Origin of the sequence: Polaribacter vadi, from assembly GCF_018861005.1 — a bacterium.
In the GTDB taxonomy this organism is placed as follows: Bacteria; Bacteroidota; Bacteroidia; order Flavobacteriales; family Flavobacteriaceae; genus Polaribacter; species Polaribacter vadi_A.
Map to the genome: position 1 here is coordinate 152322 of NZ_JAHKQL010000001.1, position 16285 is coordinate 168606.

The 16285-nt window shown below is 28.0% G+C and carries 17 protein-coding genes and 1 tRNA gene; 10 read left to right on the plus strand and 8 right to left on the minus strand.

The window, feature by feature from the left end:
* Positions 1-127 precede the first annotated feature (127 nt).
* The gene (locus tag KO506_RS00675) at positions 128-1414 is read left to right on the plus strand and encodes a citrate synthase (RefSeq protein WP_215992985.1); all 1287 of its coding nucleotides are present in this window, start codon (positions 128-130) and stop codon (positions 1412-1414) included.
* 75 nt (positions 1415-1489) lie between these two features.
* The gene (locus tag KO506_RS00680; protein WP_215992986.1) at positions 1490-2404 is read left to right on the plus strand and encodes a dimethylarginine dimethylaminohydrolase family protein; all 915 of its coding nucleotides are present in this window, start codon (positions 1490-1492) and stop codon (positions 2402-2404) included.
* Positions 2405-2410: 6 nt separating this feature from the next.
* Here the strand turns inward: KO506_RS00680 and KO506_RS00685 are convergent, their stop codons facing one another.
* The gene (locus tag KO506_RS00685; protein WP_215992987.1) at positions 2411-2869 is read right to left on the minus strand and encodes a nuclear transport factor 2 family protein; all 459 of its coding nucleotides are present in this window, start codon (positions 2867-2869) and stop codon (positions 2411-2413) included.
* Between the two features lie 142 nt (positions 2870-3011).
* Between KO506_RS00685 and ctlX the strand changes: the two genes are divergently transcribed.
* Entirely contained in the window at positions 3012-3953 is a 942-nt protein-coding gene (ctlX, locus tag KO506_RS00690) for a citrulline utilization hydrolase CtlX (RefSeq protein ID WP_215992988.1), read from the plus strand.
* A 6-nt stretch (positions 3954-3959) separates the two neighbouring features.
* Positions 3960-4631 carry a PrsW family intramembrane metalloprotease gene (locus tag KO506_RS00695; RefSeq protein ID WP_215992989.1) on the plus strand — a complete coding sequence of 224 codons (672 nt, stop codon included), beginning with the start codon at positions 3960-3962 and terminating at the stop codon, positions 4629-4631.
* A 33-nt stretch (positions 4632-4664) separates the two neighbouring features.
* Here KO506_RS00695 and pafA read toward each other — a convergent pair whose 3' ends face one another.
* A complete protein-coding gene (gene pafA, locus KO506_RS00700) occupies positions 4665-6302 on the minus strand; it encodes an alkaline phosphatase PafA (RefSeq protein WP_215992990.1) in 1638 nt (545 codons plus the stop codon).
* 109 nt (positions 6303-6411) lie between these two features.
* Here pafA and KO506_RS00705 point away from each other — a divergent pair, with 109 nt between their 5' ends.
* From KO506_RS00705 to KO506_RS00720, 4 genes are all read left to right on the plus strand, one after another.
* Complete coding sequence (locus KO506_RS00705) at positions 6412-7152, plus strand: MlaE family ABC transporter permease (RefSeq protein WP_215992991.1); 741 nt, start codon at positions 6412-6414, stop codon at positions 7150-7152.
* Positions 7153-7920, plus strand: a complete 768-nt coding sequence (locus KO506_RS00710; protein ID WP_215992992.1) for an ABC transporter ATP-binding protein — start codon at positions 7153-7155, stop codon at positions 7918-7920.
* Positions 7921-7983: 63 nt separating this feature from the next.
* A tRNA-Lys gene (locus tag KO506_RS00715) sits at positions 7984-8056 on the plus strand.
* Positions 8057-8175: 119 nt separating this feature from the next.
* Positions 8176-9612 (plus strand): TIGR00341 family protein, encoded by a 1437-nt coding sequence (locus KO506_RS00720; protein ID WP_215992993.1) that lies wholly within the window; start codon positions 8176-8178, stop codon positions 9610-9612.
* Positions 9613-9619: 7 nt separating this feature from the next.
* Here KO506_RS00720 and KO506_RS00725 read toward each other — a convergent pair whose 3' ends face one another.
* The 6 genes from KO506_RS00725 to KO506_RS00750 all read right to left on the minus strand — a co-directional run bounded on the left by KO506_RS00725 (position 9620) and on the right by KO506_RS00750 (position 14328).
* Positions 9620-10210 carry a SprT-like domain-containing protein gene (locus tag KO506_RS00725; protein WP_252726739.1) on the minus strand — a complete coding sequence of 197 codons (591 nt, stop codon included), beginning with the start codon at positions 10208-10210 and terminating at the stop codon, positions 9620-9622.
* 16 nt (positions 10211-10226) lie between these two features.
* Positions 10227-10907, minus strand: coding sequence for an SDR family NAD(P)-dependent oxidoreductase (locus tag KO506_RS00730; protein ID WP_215992995.1), 681 nt, complete (start codon positions 10905-10907; stop codon positions 10227-10229).
* Positions 10908-11205: 298 nt separating this feature from the next.
* Complete coding sequence (locus KO506_RS00735) at positions 11206-12825, minus strand: glycoside hydrolase family 30 protein (protein ID WP_215992996.1); 1620 nt, start codon at positions 12823-12825, stop codon at positions 11206-11208.
* A gap of 238 nt (positions 12826-13063) precedes the next feature.
* Entirely contained in the window at positions 13064-13297 is a 234-nt protein-coding gene (locus tag KO506_RS00740; protein WP_215992997.1) for a hypothetical protein, read from the minus strand.
* Between the two features lie 7 nt (positions 13298-13304).
* Positions 13305-13913, minus strand: coding sequence for a thiamine diphosphokinase (locus KO506_RS00745; protein WP_215992998.1), 609 nt, complete (start codon positions 13911-13913; stop codon positions 13305-13307).
* A gap of 79 nt (positions 13914-13992) precedes the next feature.
* Positions 13993-14328, minus strand: a complete 336-nt coding sequence (locus KO506_RS00750; RefSeq protein ID WP_215992999.1) for a MotA/TolQ/ExbB proton channel family protein — start codon at positions 14326-14328, stop codon at positions 13993-13995.
* Between the two features lie 205 nt (positions 14329-14533).
* Here KO506_RS00750 and KO506_RS00755 point away from each other — a divergent pair, with 205 nt between their 5' ends.
* Complete coding sequence (locus KO506_RS00755; RefSeq protein ID WP_215993000.1) at positions 14534-15589, plus strand: sensor histidine kinase; 1056 nt, start codon at positions 14534-14536, stop codon at positions 15587-15589.
* Entirely contained in the window at positions 15579-16265 is a 687-nt protein-coding gene (locus tag KO506_RS00760) for a LytR/AlgR family response regulator transcription factor (RefSeq protein ID WP_215993001.1), read from the plus strand. Before KO506_RS00755 ends, KO506_RS00760 begins: the two co-directional genes overlap by 11 nt.
* The last annotated feature ends 20 nt before the right edge of the window (positions 16266-16285 follow it).

Here is a 16285-nt window from a genome sequence, read left to right on the forward strand (position 1 = left end):
TTTTTTATATTCTTTAAATTTTTGCTTAATCGATTAACCTTATTTGATAATATCGAAAATCTATATGTTACATCTTTCAAAATCCTTTATATTTTGGTATATTCGCAAAAACAAAAATCATTACTAAATGTCAGAAACTGCTAAATTACAGATAGCCGATAAAACTTACGAGTTTCCATTAATTAAAGGAACAGAAGATGAAGTTGCAATTAATATTAAAACATTAAGAGGAGCAACTGATGGTGTAATTACAATAGACCCTGGTTATAAAAACACAGGTTCTTGTGAAAGCGCTATAACGTTTTTAGATGGAGAAAAAGGTATTTTAAGATATAGAGGTTATTCTATTGAAGAATTAGCAGAAAAAGCAGATTTTTTAGAAGTAGCTTATGCTTTAATATTTGGAGATTTACCAAATAAAGAACAATTAGAAAAATTTCACGCAGATATTAAAGAACACTCTTTAGTAGATGATGATGTGAGAAAGATTTTAGAAGCATTTCCAAAGAATGCTCATCCAATGGGTGTACTTTCTTCTTTAACGAGTGCATTAACAGCTTTTAATCCTGCTTCTGTAAATATAGAATCTAGAGAAGATATGTATAATGCAATCGTTAGAATTATGGGTAAATTCCCAGTTTTAGTTGGTTGGACAATGCGTAAGAAAAAAGGAATGCATTTAAACTATGGTAAAAAATCATTGGGCTATGTAGAAAACATTATGTATTTAATGTTTAAGCAACCAAATGAAGAGTTTAAAATGAACCCTGTAATAAAAAATGCTTTAGATAAATTATTAATTTTACATGCAGATCATGAACAAAACTGTTCTACATCTACAGTAAGAATTGTAGGTTCATCTCATGCAGGTTTATTCGCTTCTTTATCTGCAGGTATTTCTGCACTTTGGGGGCCATTACATGGTGGTGCAAACCAAGCTGTATTAGAGATGTTAGAAGATATTAAAGCAGATGGTGGAGATACTAAAAAATATATGGCAAAAGCTAAAGATAAAAACGATCCTTTTCGTTTAATGGGCTTTGGTCATAGAGTTTATAAAAACTTCGATCCTAGAGCTAAGATTATTAAAGTTGCAGCTGATGAAGTTTTAAATGATTTAGGTGTTAATGACCCTATTTTAGATATTGCAAGAAGTTTAGAGCAAGAAGCATTAAACGATCCTTATTTTGTTGATAGAAAATTATATCCAAATGTAGATTTCTATTCTGGTATTATTTATAGAGCTATGGGTATTCCTGTAGAGATGTTTACTGTAATGTTTGCTTTAGGGCGTTTACCAGGTTGGATTGCACAATGGAAAGAAATGCGTCTTAAAAAAGAACCAATAGGTAGACCTCGTCAAATTTATACTGGTGAAACACAAAGACCTTTTGTTGAATGTGAAAAAAGATAATACTTAGTATTTATTTAATAAAAATTTAAAAGCTTCATAATTTAATTATGAAGCTTTTTTTATAGCTTTGATGCTATGATAAAATTAAATGTAAATAACGAAACGTCTAGATTAAGAGCAGTAGTTTTAGGAATAGCAAATAGCAATGGTAAAACACCTAAAGTTAAAGATTGTTATGACCCTAAGAGTATAGAACACGTTTTAGCAGGTACTTATCCTAGTGAGTCTGATATGATTCCAGAAATGGAAGAAGTTGCAGCTGTTTTTAAGAAATACGATGTAAACGTATTTAGACCAAACGTTATCGAAAACTACAACCAAATTTTTTCTAGAGATATTGCGTTTGTAATAGAAGACAAATTAATAAAAGCTAATATTTTACCTTATAGAGAAAAAGAATATTTAGCAATACAGCATGTTTTAGATCAAATAAACCCAGATAATTTAATTCAGCTACCAGAAGAATGTCATGTAGAAGGAGGTGATGTTATGCCTTGGAATGATTATATATTTGTTGGTACTTATACAGGAGATGATTATCCAGATTATATTACAGCACGTACAAATTTAGAAGCTGTAAAAGAACTACAAAAAATATTTCCAAATAAAACAGTTAAATCTTTCGAATTAAGAAAGTCGAATACAATTGCTAAAGACAATGCACTTCATTTAGATTGCTGTTTTCAACCAATAGGAAAAAACAAAGCCATCATCCATAAAAATGGATTTTTAATAGAAGAAGAATACGACTGGTTAATAAATTTTTTCGGAAAAGAAAATGTTTTTGAAATTACTAAAGACGAAATGTATAACATGAATAGTAATGTGTTTTCTATTTCTGAAGAAGTAATTATTTCTGAGAAAAATTTTACAAGATTAAATACTTGGTTAAGATCAGAAGATTTTATAGTAGAAGAAGTAAATTATTCAGAAATTGCTAAGCAAGAAGGGTTATTGCGTTGTTCTACAATGCCATTAATTAGAGATTAATTTAATTTACCATTTTGTTTTATCAACAGCCATTGTGTGATTGGCAATCAAGATACATTTACCATTTTTTTCAGAATAAGTTCTCATAAAATGATAAATTACTGGTTTAGCATCCTTAGTTTTTAGAACAACTGTAAAACCATTTACAATGCCTGTTTTGCCATAAATAACAGTAGATACATCCTCAGTAGTTCTAGAATAAGAGTATTTAATTTTATTTTTTAAATACCTTTTAGCTCTGTTAATAACAGCATCTTTATTGTCAATAGTTTTTGCGTTATTATGTGTCCAAACAAAGTTTTTAGACAAGTTATTCTCAAAAAAATCAACATCAGAATTCAATTGTGCTTTTTCCCAAGCTAAATCTATTTGTTTTAAATTTTTGTTACTCAAACAACTTTCTTGTGCAGTTAAAGAGTTAAATGAAATCAAACAAAATAAGAATATGATTTTTAGAATTTTCATTCTGATTTTTAGTTATTTAGGTCAGTATTATAATAATGCCTACAATTTAAAATTTTCTAAGTTTAGACGCAAGTAAAATTATTTTAAAGTGATAAAATTATGTCATAAAAAAGCCTAATTTTACCCTTTTTATAAAATAGATATGCAACAAACTACAAATACAATCTTAATGGTTCGTCCTGTAAGTTTTAGGATGAATGAGCAAACTGCTGTAAATAATTATTACCAAGAAGAAATTGATTTAAAGAATTCAGAAATTAATTATAAAGCACAAAAAGAGTTTGATGAATATGTAGATATTTTAAGAAGTTTTGGAGTAAATGTAGTTGTAGTTTCAGATAACAAAGAATTTGATACTCCAGATTCTATTTTTCCTAACAATTGGATTTCTTTTCATGCTGATGGTACTGTTGCAATATACCCAATGTTTGCGGAGAATAGACGTTTAGAAAGAAGAGAAGATATTCTAGAAGAGATAGAAAATCAAGGTTTTTTAATAGATAATATTGTTGATTATACAAGTGCAGAAGAAGATAATATCTTTCTAGAAGGCACAGGAAGTATGATTTTAGATAGAGAAAATAAAAAAGCATATTGTGCATTATCTCCAAGAGCAGACGAAGAATTATTCATAGAATTTTGTGAAGATTTTGAGTATACACCTGTTATTTTTACAGCAAATCAAACAGTAAACAATACAAGAGAAGCAATATATCATACCAATGTTATGATGTGTGTTGCAGAAACTTTTGCAGTAGTTTGTCTTTCTTCTATAGATGATAAAAAAGAACGTAAAAACCTTTTAAAGCATTTAAAAGAAGATAAAAAACAAATTATTGATATTACAGAAGAACAAGTAACTCATTTTGCAGGTAATATGCTACAAGTTAAAGGCAAAAATAACGAACGATTTTTAGTAATGAGCCAAGCAGCAAATGATTGTTTAACAGACAGCCAAAAAGCTAAAATAAAAAATCATTGTAATATAATATCTAGTTCATTACATACCATAGAAACTTGTGGAGGAGGAAGTGCACGTTGTATGATGGCAGAAGTTTTTTTACCTAAAGCAATTAAAAATTAAAATAAAATGAAGTTATTACTACTTGCAGTTGCACCAGTAATGATTGTGGTTATTTTTATTTACCTAAAGGATAAATATGAAAAAGAACCCATTCATTTCTTAATTAAGAATTTTTTGTTAGGTGCAATTGTTAGTGTTTTTGTAACATTACTTTTAGGTGCTGTTGCCAATGCAATTTTTCCTGTAACAGATTACACAAATATTTTTCAACAATTTGTAAAAGCATTTTTTGTAGTTGCTTTGGTAGAGGAGTTTTCTAAATATATTATTGTGAAATTTTATGCTCAAAAAAACAAAGAATTTAATGAACCTTTTGATGGTATTGTGTATGCAGTAATGGTTTCTATGGGTTTTGCAGCCTTAGAAAACATAATGTATGTATATCAATTTGGTTTTACAACAGGTTTATTAAGAGCATTTACAGCTGTACCTGCACACGCAACTTTTGGTATTTTAATGGGCTATTTTATGGGGAAATCTAAGTTTTCTGATAAAAAAGTACAAAACAATTTAATAGGTTTAGTAGCAGCAACAATTTTTCATGGAGCTTACGACTTCTTTTTGTTTATTAATTTTATACCAGGTATGATAATAGAAGCAATATTGTCTTTACTAGTTGGAATTTTTTTAGCAAATAAAGCCATAAAAAAACATCAATTAAGTTCTCATTTTAAATAGAACCTAATTGATGCTTAAAAAAATAATACTTTTTTATTTTAAAGCCTCTTCAACAATTTTTCCTGAGGATGAATTTGGAGCCTCTATTTTTAGTAAGTTGGCTATTGTAGGTGCAATATCTGTAATATTATAACGCTTTTTAGAAACACCTTTTTTAATTCCATTTCCATAAAAAAGTATAGGAACGTGAGTGTCATAAGAATAACCAGAACCATGAGATGTACCTGTTTTTCCACCAGTTAAAGTTGCAGGAAAAGGAATCATTAGCACATCACCAGAAAATTTTTGATTGTATCCATTTTGTAAAGAGTTCATAATTCCGTCAGAAAAATGAGAGCTTTGTAATGTTTTTGCAGTTACAGCTTTATAAATGCCATCAAAATTTACAATTTCTTCAGCTATTTTCTCAGCTACCTTATTTTTATTTAAACCTAAAGATTCAATTTTCTTTTTATCTAAAAATACTTGATAGTTAGATACGTTTTCGATTAATTCTTTTGAGTTAAAATATTTTTCTGTAATAGCTAAAATGTTATTTCTAAGCTGTTTTGTTTTTAAATAATGAGCAGGAATTTTTAAAGATTGCAAATAAGCTGGTACATGAACGGCTGCATGATCTGCTGTTAAAAAAATTGTGTATTTGTCTTTTCCAACTTGTTGGTCTAAAAAAGAAAATAGGTCAGCTAAATCTTTATCTAAACGTAAATATGTATCTTCAATTTCTTTTGATGCAGGCCCAAATTGATGTCCAACATAATCTGTAGAAGAATAACTTACAGCTAAAAAATCAGTATGCGTATTTTTACCTAAATTTTCACCAATAATTGCAGCCTTAGCAAAATCTGTAGTAAAAGAATTTCCATTAGGTATTGCCTTTAAAATATCTAAATTCCCATTTTTTTCTTTAATTTCTGGAATATTATGAGGAAAAGTACTTGTAGATTCTCCTTTAAATTTTCCTTCAAAAATATTATCATCAACAATACTATTTGTATACGTTTCAATATTATATAAAGTTTCCCAAGGGGTTTTAACATAACTTTCAGCTTTATCAGAGTCATTAAAGTCTAAAACCCATTTAGGCAACTCATCAATATAAAAAGAAGACGAAATAAAATCACCTTTATCTTTACCATAATACCAATAAGCTGCATTTGCTGTATGACCTGCAGGTAAAATTGCAGATCTATCTTTTAAGGCAATACCTATGGTTTTACCATTCATGTTTTGTGCTAATTTTAATTGATCTGTAACAGTTGTAGAATACATTCTGTGTGGCGATTTTTTACCATCATTACTATCATTACCAATGGTTTTATAATTAGCATCATCTACACAATAAATAGATTTTTTTAAAAATTTATCATACCAATTGTTAGATATTATTCCGTGATTAGAAGGTGTTGTTCCTGTATAAATAGAAGAATGACCAACAGCTGTATATGTAGGTATTAGGTTATAATGTGCATTTTCTAAAGAAAATCCATTATTTAATAATCTTTTAAAACCATTTTCACTGTATCTATCATAGAATCGAGTTAAATAGTCATAGCGCATTTGATCTATTACAATTCCCACTACAAGTTTTGGTTTTGTTTGTTTTTTTTCTTTCACCTCACACCCAATAAAAAGTAAAAGGAAAAAAGTAAAAAACAGAATATTATTTTTCATAAAGAGTATATATGTTTATTTATTGCAAAAATAATTAAATTTTTATTTTGATTCGAGTAATTTTATATTGTCTAAATGTTATTTATTAATTTAGCATAAAATTTATTTTGTGAATTATATAGAGCATATTGGTAAATATTTTATAATGCTAAAGCAAGTTTTTAAAAAACCTCAGAAAGGCAGAATATTTTATGAATCTTTATTAAAAGAAATTGAAGAACTAGGTTTAAAATCTTTAGGGATTATTATGTTTATTTCTTTCTTTATTGGAGGTGTAATTGCTTTGCAAACCGCTTTAAATATAGATAGTGCATTTATACCCAAATCTTTAATTGGTTTTGCCACTAAAAGGTCTATTATATTAGAGTTTGCACCTACTTTTTGTTCTATTATCTTAGCAGGTAAAGTAGGCTCTTATATAACATCTAGTATTGGTACTATGAGAGTTACAGAGCAAATAGATGCTCTAGATGTTATGGGTATAAACTCATTAAATCATTTAGTATTACCAAAAGTAATTGCAACAGTTTTCTTTTACCCATTTTTAATTTTATTAGGAATGATGTTAGGCCTTTTTGGAGGATGGATTGCAGGTGTATTATCAGATTTATTTAGTGGTGTAGATTATATAGAAGGTTTACAAACAGAATTTAAACCGTTTTTAATTTTTTATGCAATGCTTAAAACTTTGGTTTTTGCCTTTCTAATTGCAACTGTACCATCTTACCATGGTTATTATGTAAAAGGTGGTTCTATTGCTGTTGGTAAAGCAAGTACACAATCTGTTGTTTGGACAACTATTTTAATAGTTATTGCAAATTATTTTTTAACTCAAATGATGCTTACATAAATGATAGAAGTTAAAAATTTACATAAAGGTTTTGGAGATGTAAAAGTTTTAAAAGGAATTACTACCTCTTTTCATCCAGGAAAAACAAGTCTAATTATTGGGCAAAGTGGTTCTGGAAAAACAGTTTTTCTAAAAACTTTAATTGGTTTGCATCAACCAGAAGAAGGCACAATTTCTTTTGATGGTAGAGTAAATACAGAATTTACAATTGAAGGGAAAAGACAATGGAGGCAAGAAATTGGTATGGTTTTTCAAGGAAGTGCTTTATTTGACTCTCAAACTGTAGAGGAAAATGTTATGTTTCCTTTAAAAATGTTTACCAAACAACCACTTTCAGAAATGTTAGATCGAGTAAATTTTGTTTTACAAAGGGTAAACTTAGATAACTCAAATAAAAAATTACCAGGAGAATTATCTGGAGGTATGCAAAAACGAGTTGCGATAGCAAGAGCAATTGTAATGAACCCAAAATATTTGTTTTGTGATGAACCAAATTCTGGTTTAGACCCTGAAACAGCCATAGTAATTGATAATTTGATACAAGAAATTACAGATGAATATAAAATTACAACTGTAATAAATACTCATGATATGAATTCTGTAATGGAAATTGGAGAAAAAATATTATTTCTTAAAAATGGAACAAAAGCATGGGAAGGAAGTAATAAAGAGATTTTTAAAACTGATAATGAGTCTGTTGTGAAATTTGTTTATTCTTCTAATTTATTCAAGAAAGTTAGAGAAGCATATTTAAATGAAATAAATTAAAAATAGATTTGTTTTATTGAAAATAACTTATATATTTGCACCCGCTAAAAGGAAAAAATAATTGACCTGGTAGCTCAGTTGGTAGAGCATCTCCCTTTTAAGGAGAGGGTCCTGGGTTCGAGCCCCAGCCCGGTCACAGAAAATTATAAAAACTCTGCAGTATTTTGCAGAGTTTTTTTGTTTTTATATCTTTTTTATTAATACAAAAAATAATTCTACTTTTTTGTATCTTTCCAAAGTATTCAATTTATATCAATGCAAGAAAATTCGGAAAATAAATCAACTGAAAAAGAAAAAATAGCTAGCCCTTTAGAAAGTATAAGTAGTTTTTTAATGGAGCTTTTTGATTTTAGAGAAGATACAGATCATACAGCAACAATAGATGCAATTAAAGCAGATATCCCTTTTAAAGGAGCTACAGCTTGGATTTTAATTTTTGCAGTTTTTGTAGCTTCTATAGGTTTAAATGCAGATTCTACTGCTGTTGTTATTGGTGCCATGCTTATATCTCCATTAATGGGGCCTATTTTAGGTTTAGGGATGTCTTTTGCGTTAAATGATATAGATACATTTAAGAAATCTCTTTCCAATTTAGGTATTATGATTGGTTTGAGTCTTTTTGCTTCATTTATGTTTTTTTACTTTTTTCCTTTAAGTGAAGATACTTCTGAGTTATTAGGTAGAGTTAGTCCAGATATTAGAGATGTTTTAATAGCATTTTTTGGAGGTTTAGCATTAATGGTAGCAAGAACAAAAAAAGGGACAATAGCTTCTGTAATTTTTGGTGTTGCAATTGCAACAGCTTTAATGCCTCCTTTATGTACTGCAGGTTATGGTTTAGCAAAAGGTAATTTCCCTTACTTTTTTGGTGCTTTATATCTATTTACTATTAACACGATTTTTATTGCTTTAGCAGCATTTATAGTATTAAAAATGCTGAATTTTCCAATGCATAAATATGCAAATACAGCAAAAAGAAAAAGATATGCAACTATTGCAACTATTGTTGGTGTTGCAGTAATGATACCTGCAATATTTACTTTTTTAACTGTATTTAAAGAAAGTCAAATAAAGTTGCAAGTAAATTCTTTTGTTAAAAATGAAATTAAAGCTATAGATAACTTTCAGCTTATAGAAAACTCTTATGATGCTAATGAAAAAATACTAAAATTAAGTTTTTTTAATGAGGTTACAGAAGGAGAAAGAAATCTATTAAAAAATCAACTTAACAAACAAGAATATAGTAAAATAAAAGACTTTGCTATAAAAATAAAAGGAAGTGATACCAAAACTTTCGATTTAATTTCTTCTGCGTACAAAGAAAACAGAGAAGAGTTGCAACAGAGTAAAAATATAATTGATGGTTTACAGAAAGAAATTACTGATTTAAAAGAAACCATTTCTACATTAAATAATAGAATAGAGCAAGATGCTTTAAATAAAAATCAAAATGTAGTTGCATTTAGTAGTATTGCTAAAGATGCAAAAATTAGATATTCTGATATTGAAGCTATAGGTTTTGCGAGTGTATTGTCATCAAAAGATTTTATTAAAATAGATACAATTCCTGTGGCAACAATAAAATGGAATTTGAGGTTGCCAGACAGTATTATATCACCTAAAGAAAGAGAACTAAGAAGCTGGCTTCAATCAGAAATGAAATTAGATACTTTATTTATTAAAAGAGAATAAGCTAAATTTATTTTAACAACTCTATTTCTACATTCTGATTGAATAAATACACTCTTTTATTCGTAGTATTTAAGCATTCAATTCTTGTTCTTCGTTTATTACCTCGTTTGTAAACCACATTTTTAAAATTAAATAAACTACCAACAGGAATTTCGAATATAAAATGTTTACCTATTTCTGGTTTGTTTTCTCTTAACGCTAAAGATAAATTTACATCAGAATCTGTACTTGCTTTAGGATTTTTTAAATAATTAGCCAAATGATTTAACATGATAACAGGGTAAATGTCAGGCCTTAAAAAGGGTAACATTAAATGCTGAAAAACTGTTTTCCATTCTTTTCCATGAGGTTGTACTCTTCCAAATTTTTGATGGGTAACATGATGTGCAATTTCATGGACTAGAGTTAATAAAAATTGATGCTTATTTAGATTATTATTTACTGTAATTTGAAATTTACCATTGGGTAATTTTCTGAAATCGCCATGTTTTGTTTGACGTTGTTTTACGATAAATAAATCAAAAGAATGTTTATCAATTAAAAATTGAACAAAAGGAATTGCTTTTTGAGGTATGTAATTGTGGTAGCTATTACTCAATTTTAATAAATTTCTCTTATGGTGTTGAGTTAGAAACTTGTAATACTTTACCATTATAAAATTGATTTCCTGTTAAAGAGAAATCAAAAATATAATTAGCCATTTCTGTAGCAGAAAGTGGTGCTTTATAATCAGGAAATGCTTCTGCTAACATTTCAGTTTGTACAGCACCTAAAGCCAAAACATTAAAAGCAATTTGTTGTTCTTTGTATTCTTCTGCTAATAATTCTGATAAAGTGATAACAGCTCCTTTTGCGGATGAATAAGCAGCTAAACCTGGAAATTTCATGCTTCCTTGAATTCCACCCATAGAACTTATGGTAACAACATGGCTTCCTTTTTGTAAAAACGGAATTAAATTTTTAGTGATTTCTGCAACTCCAAAAACGTTCACTTTATAGACTTCTAAAAAATCTTCCGAAGTTAATTCTGTAAAAGGTTTATTGATTAATTTACCTGCGTTATTAATTAAAATATCAACTTGTTTCCAGTTGTTTTTAATGAAATTAGAAACTTTTTCTAAATCAGTACTGTTAGAAATATCAACAGAAAGTACTTTAATATTTTTATGGTTTTCTGTTTCTAAAGGTTTTGTATTTCTAGAAAGTGCTAACACGTTATGGTTGTTATTTGCAAATAACTTTGCCAATTCAAAACCAATCCCTCTACTTGTACCAGTAATTACTACGTTTTTCATTTAAAATTGAAATATTTAAAGGAGCAATCTACTTAAATTTCCATACATTTAAGAATTAATATCAAACAAAAGAAGAAAACAATTTTATTTTTTACAGCATTTGTTTTTATGCAAAATATAATCGGATAAACTACTTATATTTTATGCGATATATTCATTGATATGAAGTCTAGTAAGGTTAGAGCTGAAGAAAAAAATTTAATAAACGAAAATAAATTATTAACCTTAAAGCGGTTTACATAATGCTAAAAGGCAGGAATTTAATCGATTTTCATTTAAATATAGAACAAGAATAGATTTATTTTGCACTTGGCTTCTTTTTTAATTCAATAGTTTGCATCGCTTTTTTTGTTATTGTAAAAATGTATGTTTCATCCTCAATTTTAAAAGATAATTCAGTTTCTTCATCATTATTATTGAAAACTACAATTGCAATAGAACCATCTGTATTTTTTGCAGCCGTATAAATTAATCCATCTATCGTATTTCCATTTAAGTCAATTCTTACAGCATCTGGACGAATAAATTTACTAAAGTGACTTAATAAATAATACAAAGGCGTATAAATTACTTCATCCGTTTCTGGGTTTATTAAAATAGGAGCACTATTAAAATTATCATAAGGATTTGGTTGACCTTTATGGCTTAAAATACTACACCATTCTACATATCCTTGTGTACCATGATTTAAATCGGTAATAATATCATAAGCATAGGTTTCAAAAGGAACAAAAGTACCTGCATAATCTGTACTTTTTCTAAAATATTGATCAATAGGTTCTTTGTCATCAATATCTATACTAGACTCTGTATGAATCATAGCTTTTTGAGGCCAGTTCTTCTGTAATTTATCTAGTTCTTCAGCATAAAAATTATTTTCATTTAATTCAGAATTTGCGTACCAATGAAATCCTGTTCCCCAAGCATATTTTGCAGCTTCAGGATCAGAATATGTTGGATTTACGTAATCATTCATCACAGATTTATTATGATCGTAAATTAACACTTTAAGACCAGCGTTTAAATCGTCTGTATTAAGAAGACCATCTTTAACTAGTTGTGGCCCTAAATGGTCTTTTAAAAAATCACGACCTTGTTCTGGTGTAAAACCATTACTGTCCCATCTAGCTTCATGATAATGAAGTGGTTCATTCTGTGGGGTAATTGCCCAAATATTAATTCCTTTTTCCTTATATGCGCTTACATATTTTGATAAATATTTTGCCCAAACAGGATAGTATTTAGGTAATAAACTACCATTTGTCATTGTACTTGTTTCACCAGATTTCATCCAAGAAGGAGGGCTCCATGGAGATGCAATTATTTTAAAATCTGCTCCAGGAATTTTAGAAGCTTCTAAAATCATAGGAATAAGATCGTAAGTAGCATCAACTAACTCAATGTTTTTAACTTGTTCGTTTTCATCTCCAGAAAATCCTTTTAAATCTTCGTTTAAACTAAACGTTGATAAATCTTCATCACCTTCTTCTATGTAAGTGTAATGAGTGTTAGAATAATCGCTACTGTTTATATGAGTTCTAGTTAAAGAAAAGCCAGCACCTTCTGTTGGACTAAACATTTTGGTAAGTACCTCTTTACGAAGATTAACAGGAATTGCAGCTAAATTCCATGCAGAAGATTCTGTAAATGAAGCTCCGAAACCATAATATTTTTGAAATTCTTTATTAGGAAGTAATTCTAAAGTTACTTTTTTTATTTCTTTATCAGTTGTCTTAAGATTGTTGGTATTTATTAATTTTAGATTATCACCAGCATAAGAAGTTTGATATACTTGTGAGGTGTACTTGTATTCTTGATTGGTTTGTTTGGAGGAACATCCAGCCAAAACAAGAAACAATATTAAGAATGATAAACATACAATTTTAGGAAAATTAGTTTTACTAAGTTTTGATTGCATTTTAATTGTTTTAGGATAGTAGTTTGATTTTTTAGGATTACACTTTTTTGTTTTGTGTAATTTACTAGTATTTTAAAGCTTAGTTTTTTGCTAAATTTATCGAGCTAAAATAACTCTTTAAATTTTAGTTTCAAACAAAAATTGGTTTTGTGATTACTGTAAACCTCAATTAAAATGATTAAGCCTTAATTTTATTTTAAGCTGTGTTGTTTTAACGAAATTTTAAAATAGTTTTATTTTATCCAATTTCTCCACGTTGAGGTTTTAATGCATCTCTATAAATTTTCATGTCTTGTTCATCAACTGTAATAAAAGCAGAAAATAACATTTCATTTTTTTCTTGAATATCAATTTCATGAAAAGCTAAATTTTCAATTGTTGCAAATTCTTTTAAATGAATAGTGTGATGTTTTGCAGTTTCTTTTGCATCAGGACCTCTAAAGTCCCATAATAATTTTATTTTTCTATTCATTTTGTTGTTATTTATGGTTGATAAAAATAAATAAATTGCCAGTTTTATAAGTAATAATTACTTTGTCTTCTATGGATTTATTACGAGTTCCTATTCTATTACCAAGAGTTAAATCTTCATTTTTTAACGGATATTGTAGGCCTTTTGTAGTAATATTTATAGCTTGATGAAAAGGGATTAAAGAAACTATTTTGCCTTTACAGTTATTGATTTCTGTATTTTTATCTGCTAAAAAAAAACGGCTATATTCATCAAAAAAAGTAAGATTTAACTCATTTTTCCATTGAATTGCTGTGTGTAAGTTTCCTAAAAAATGATCTTGTTCTTTACCACTTGCACCATAAACATCAATCTGAGTAAAGTCTTTGTCGAATAAAATTTGAAGAATTTTATCAAAATCTGTAAAATCTTGATTTGGGGTATGAATTATTTCTATATCAGTTGGCAGATCGTCTATCGAATCAAAATCGCCACTAATAAAATTTGGCACAATATTGTTTTGTTTTAAATATTGATAAGCGCCATCTGTTGCACAAATGATATCATATTTTGATATATCTGGAACTTTGTTTGGAGTTTCTCCATTCAATAATAAAAAAACTTGTTTGTTTTTCATTTTTACAAAAATACAAACAAAAAAGCATCATTTCTAAATTTTAGAAACGATGCTTTTTAATGAAAAGAATAAATTGATTTTACTTTTTCATCGAAGTCAAAATAATAGTAAACAATTTTCCTATTAAAAAAATCACCATTCCAAAAGTAGGGGAAAGTAAGCCGATTTTAAATCCACCAGCTAAAACTTGAGGTGCAATATTATTTGCGTGAGATATATCGTCTAGAGCTCCTAACATACCAATTACAAAACCTAAAACTCCAAATACGAAGGAAAATAATGCTAAAGAATTAATGAGTTTGTGAGTTTTTTCTGTGTTATTTTTTAATCCTTTTGCAAATAAAATAATAATAACAATCATTAAAGTTAATAAAGGAACCATAAAAATTGGTCCACCATCCATAATAAAATTCATAATAAAGTTTTTATAATTATGCTGCTAAAGTATTTGTTAAAGCTAAGCAATATTTTATAATGCGACCAGTAACCGATTTTTAAAAGGATTTAGCAGAAATTCTATAGAGATTCAAAAACAGCTTTAATTTGGTAGAATAGGGGTTTAAAACTAAAATTCATCTATATTTAAAGTGTATAGAAATTAATAATAGTTACTTTGTAAGATGAAGCATCACATAAACCGAACGTTAAAAAAGATTCCTTTGCACCTGTTGTTTTGGTTAGTGGTTTGGTTCTTTTTCTTTGTGTTTTTTAGTGTGGGTTCAGAGAATAAAAATTTTATTTTTTGGTTTTCTACAATTTTAAGCGTCATTACCATAGCTGCGTCTTATGTGGTTGTTTATCAATTAATTCCTGATTTTTTACTTACAAAAAAATACAAATCATTTGTGTTATATGTTTTTTATGCACTTGTATTTATAGCCTGTGCAGTGTTAATGACAGTGGTTTTTGGCTTTGTGTTTTTCTACAATTTAGAATTTCAGAAAATGCCAGGTTTAACTAAAAATTCAGGAGTAATTATAGTTTGTAGCTTGCTCATTATTGCGCTTGCAGGCGGATTTAAAATTCTAAAACACAATTATCAATCAATAGAAGAAAAAAAAGCATTAGAAAACAGATTTCTTCAAACGCAACTCGAACTAAAAGAACAAGAGTTGAGGTTTTTAAAGATGCAAATTCACCCACATTTTTTGTTCAATACATTAAATACCTTGTATGGTTTTGCTTTAAAAAAATCGGATCAAGCTCCAGAAATGATTTTAAAATTATCGAGTCTGTTAGATTATATTTTATATCAAGTAGAAAAACCTTTTGTATTTTTAAAGGATGAAATCAATCATATAGAAGATTACATAATGCTAGAAAAAAGTAGATTTCAAGATAGTGTAGAGATTGCTATTATTAAAGATAATTTTGATGATGCATTGCAGATACCACCTATGTTATTATTACCATTTGTAGAAAATGCATTTAAACATGGATCGCAAATTGATGGTAGATTAAAAGTGAATATTAGTTTACAGGTTGATGATAAATTTATATGTTTTAATGTCGAAAATTCAGCCAAACAAAAAGTCCGTTCAAAAAAAGGAATTGGTTTGCAAAACATTAAAAAAAGATTAGACATGTTGTATGGTAAATATGGTTTTTTAAAAATTACTGAGGATGAAAATTTGTTTATTATCGATTTAAAAATACCCATAAAAAATGAAGCATAAAATGAGATGTGTTATTGTTGATGATGAACCAATGGCAAGAGAAATCTTAGCTTCTTACATAGAAAAAACTGCTAATTTACAATTAATAAAAAGTTGTAAAAATGCTTCAGAAGCCTTGGTTTTTATGCAAGAAAACGAAGTTGATGTGTATTTTTTAGACATTAATATGCCAGAAATATCTGGGTTAAGCTTGGCAAAAATCATCAATAAAAAAGCACAAATTATTTTTACAACAGCTTATAGAGATTATGCTGTAGATGGTTTCGATTTAATGGCGGCAGATTATTTGTTAAAACCGATTTCTTATGATCGTTTTTTGGCAGCTGTAGAGAAAGTGAACCCTATAAAAGATTCAAAAAACAACAACCATTTTATGTTTGTAAGAGCAGACAGAAAAATGGTAAAAATTGATTTTGAATCCATTTTATACATCGAAAGTTTAAGTGATTATGTAAAAATATTTACATCAAAAAAGAGTATTATAACCAGAGAAACCATTTCTAATTTAGAGCAAAAATTAGAGGGTAAATCATTTATTAGAATTCATAGATCTTATATTGTTTCTTTTGATAAAATTACTTCTTACACCAACGAATTTATTGAAATTGATAAAAAAGCCCTGCCCATAAGTAGGAGTTATAAAGAAAGCGTTTTGCAAAAATTAGCAGAAGTGTAGTTGAAACTTTATCTTTGTCA

Excerpts from the sequence above, each read along its gene's own strand:
- KO506_RS00695 (WP_215992989.1), top strand. The coding sequence starts at position 3,960 with ATGAAGTTATTACTACTTGCAGTTGCACCAGTAATGATTGTGGTTATT.
- KO506_RS00680 (WP_215992986.1), top strand. The coding sequence starts at position 1,490 with ATGATAAAATTAAATGTAAATAACGAAACGTCTAGATTAAGAGCAGTA.
- KO506_RS00755 (WP_215993000.1), top strand. The coding sequence starts at position 14,534 with ATGAAGCATCACATAAACCGAACGTTAAAAAAGATTCCTTTGCACCTG.
- KO506_RS00740 (WP_215992997.1), bottom strand. The coding sequence starts at position 13,297 with ATGAATAGAAAAATAAAATTATTATGGGACTTTAGAGGTCCTGATGCA.
- pafA (WP_215992990.1), bottom strand. The coding sequence starts at position 6,302 with ATGAAAAATAATATTCTGTTTTTTACTTTTTTCCTTTTACTTTTTATT.
- KO506_RS00675 (WP_215992985.1), top strand. The coding sequence starts at position 128 with ATGTCAGAAACTGCTAAATTACAGATAGCCGATAAAACTTACGAGTTT.
- KO506_RS00685 (WP_215992987.1), bottom strand. The coding sequence starts at position 2,869 with ATGAAAATTCTAAAAATCATATTCTTATTTTGTTTGATTTCATTTAAC.
- KO506_RS00710 (WP_215992992.1), top strand. The coding sequence starts at position 7,153 with ATGATAGAAGTTAAAAATTTACATAAAGGTTTTGGAGATGTAAAAGTT.
- KO506_RS00760 (WP_215993001.1), top strand. The coding sequence starts at position 15,579 with ATGAAGCATAAAATGAGATGTGTTATTGTTGATGATGAACCAATGGCA.
- KO506_RS00745 (WP_215992998.1), bottom strand. The coding sequence starts at position 13,913 with ATGAAAAACAAACAAGTTTTTTTATTATTGAATGGAGAAACTCCAAAC.
- KO506_RS00750 (WP_215992999.1), bottom strand. The coding sequence starts at position 14,328 with ATGAATTTTATTATGGATGGTGGACCAATTTTTATGGTTCCTTTATTA.
- KO506_RS00720 (WP_215992993.1), top strand. The coding sequence starts at position 8,176 with ATGCAAGAAAATTCGGAAAATAAATCAACTGAAAAAGAAAAAATAGCT.
- KO506_RS00730 (WP_215992995.1), bottom strand. The coding sequence starts at position 10,907 with ATGAAAAACGTAGTAATTACTGGTACAAGTAGAGGGATTGGTTTTGAA.
- ctlX (WP_215992988.1), top strand. The coding sequence starts at position 3,012 with ATGCAACAAACTACAAATACAATCTTAATGGTTCGTCCTGTAAGTTTT.
- KO506_RS00735 (WP_215992996.1), bottom strand. The coding sequence starts at position 12,825 with ATGCAATCAAAACTTAGTAAAACTAATTTTCCTAAAATTGTATGTTTA.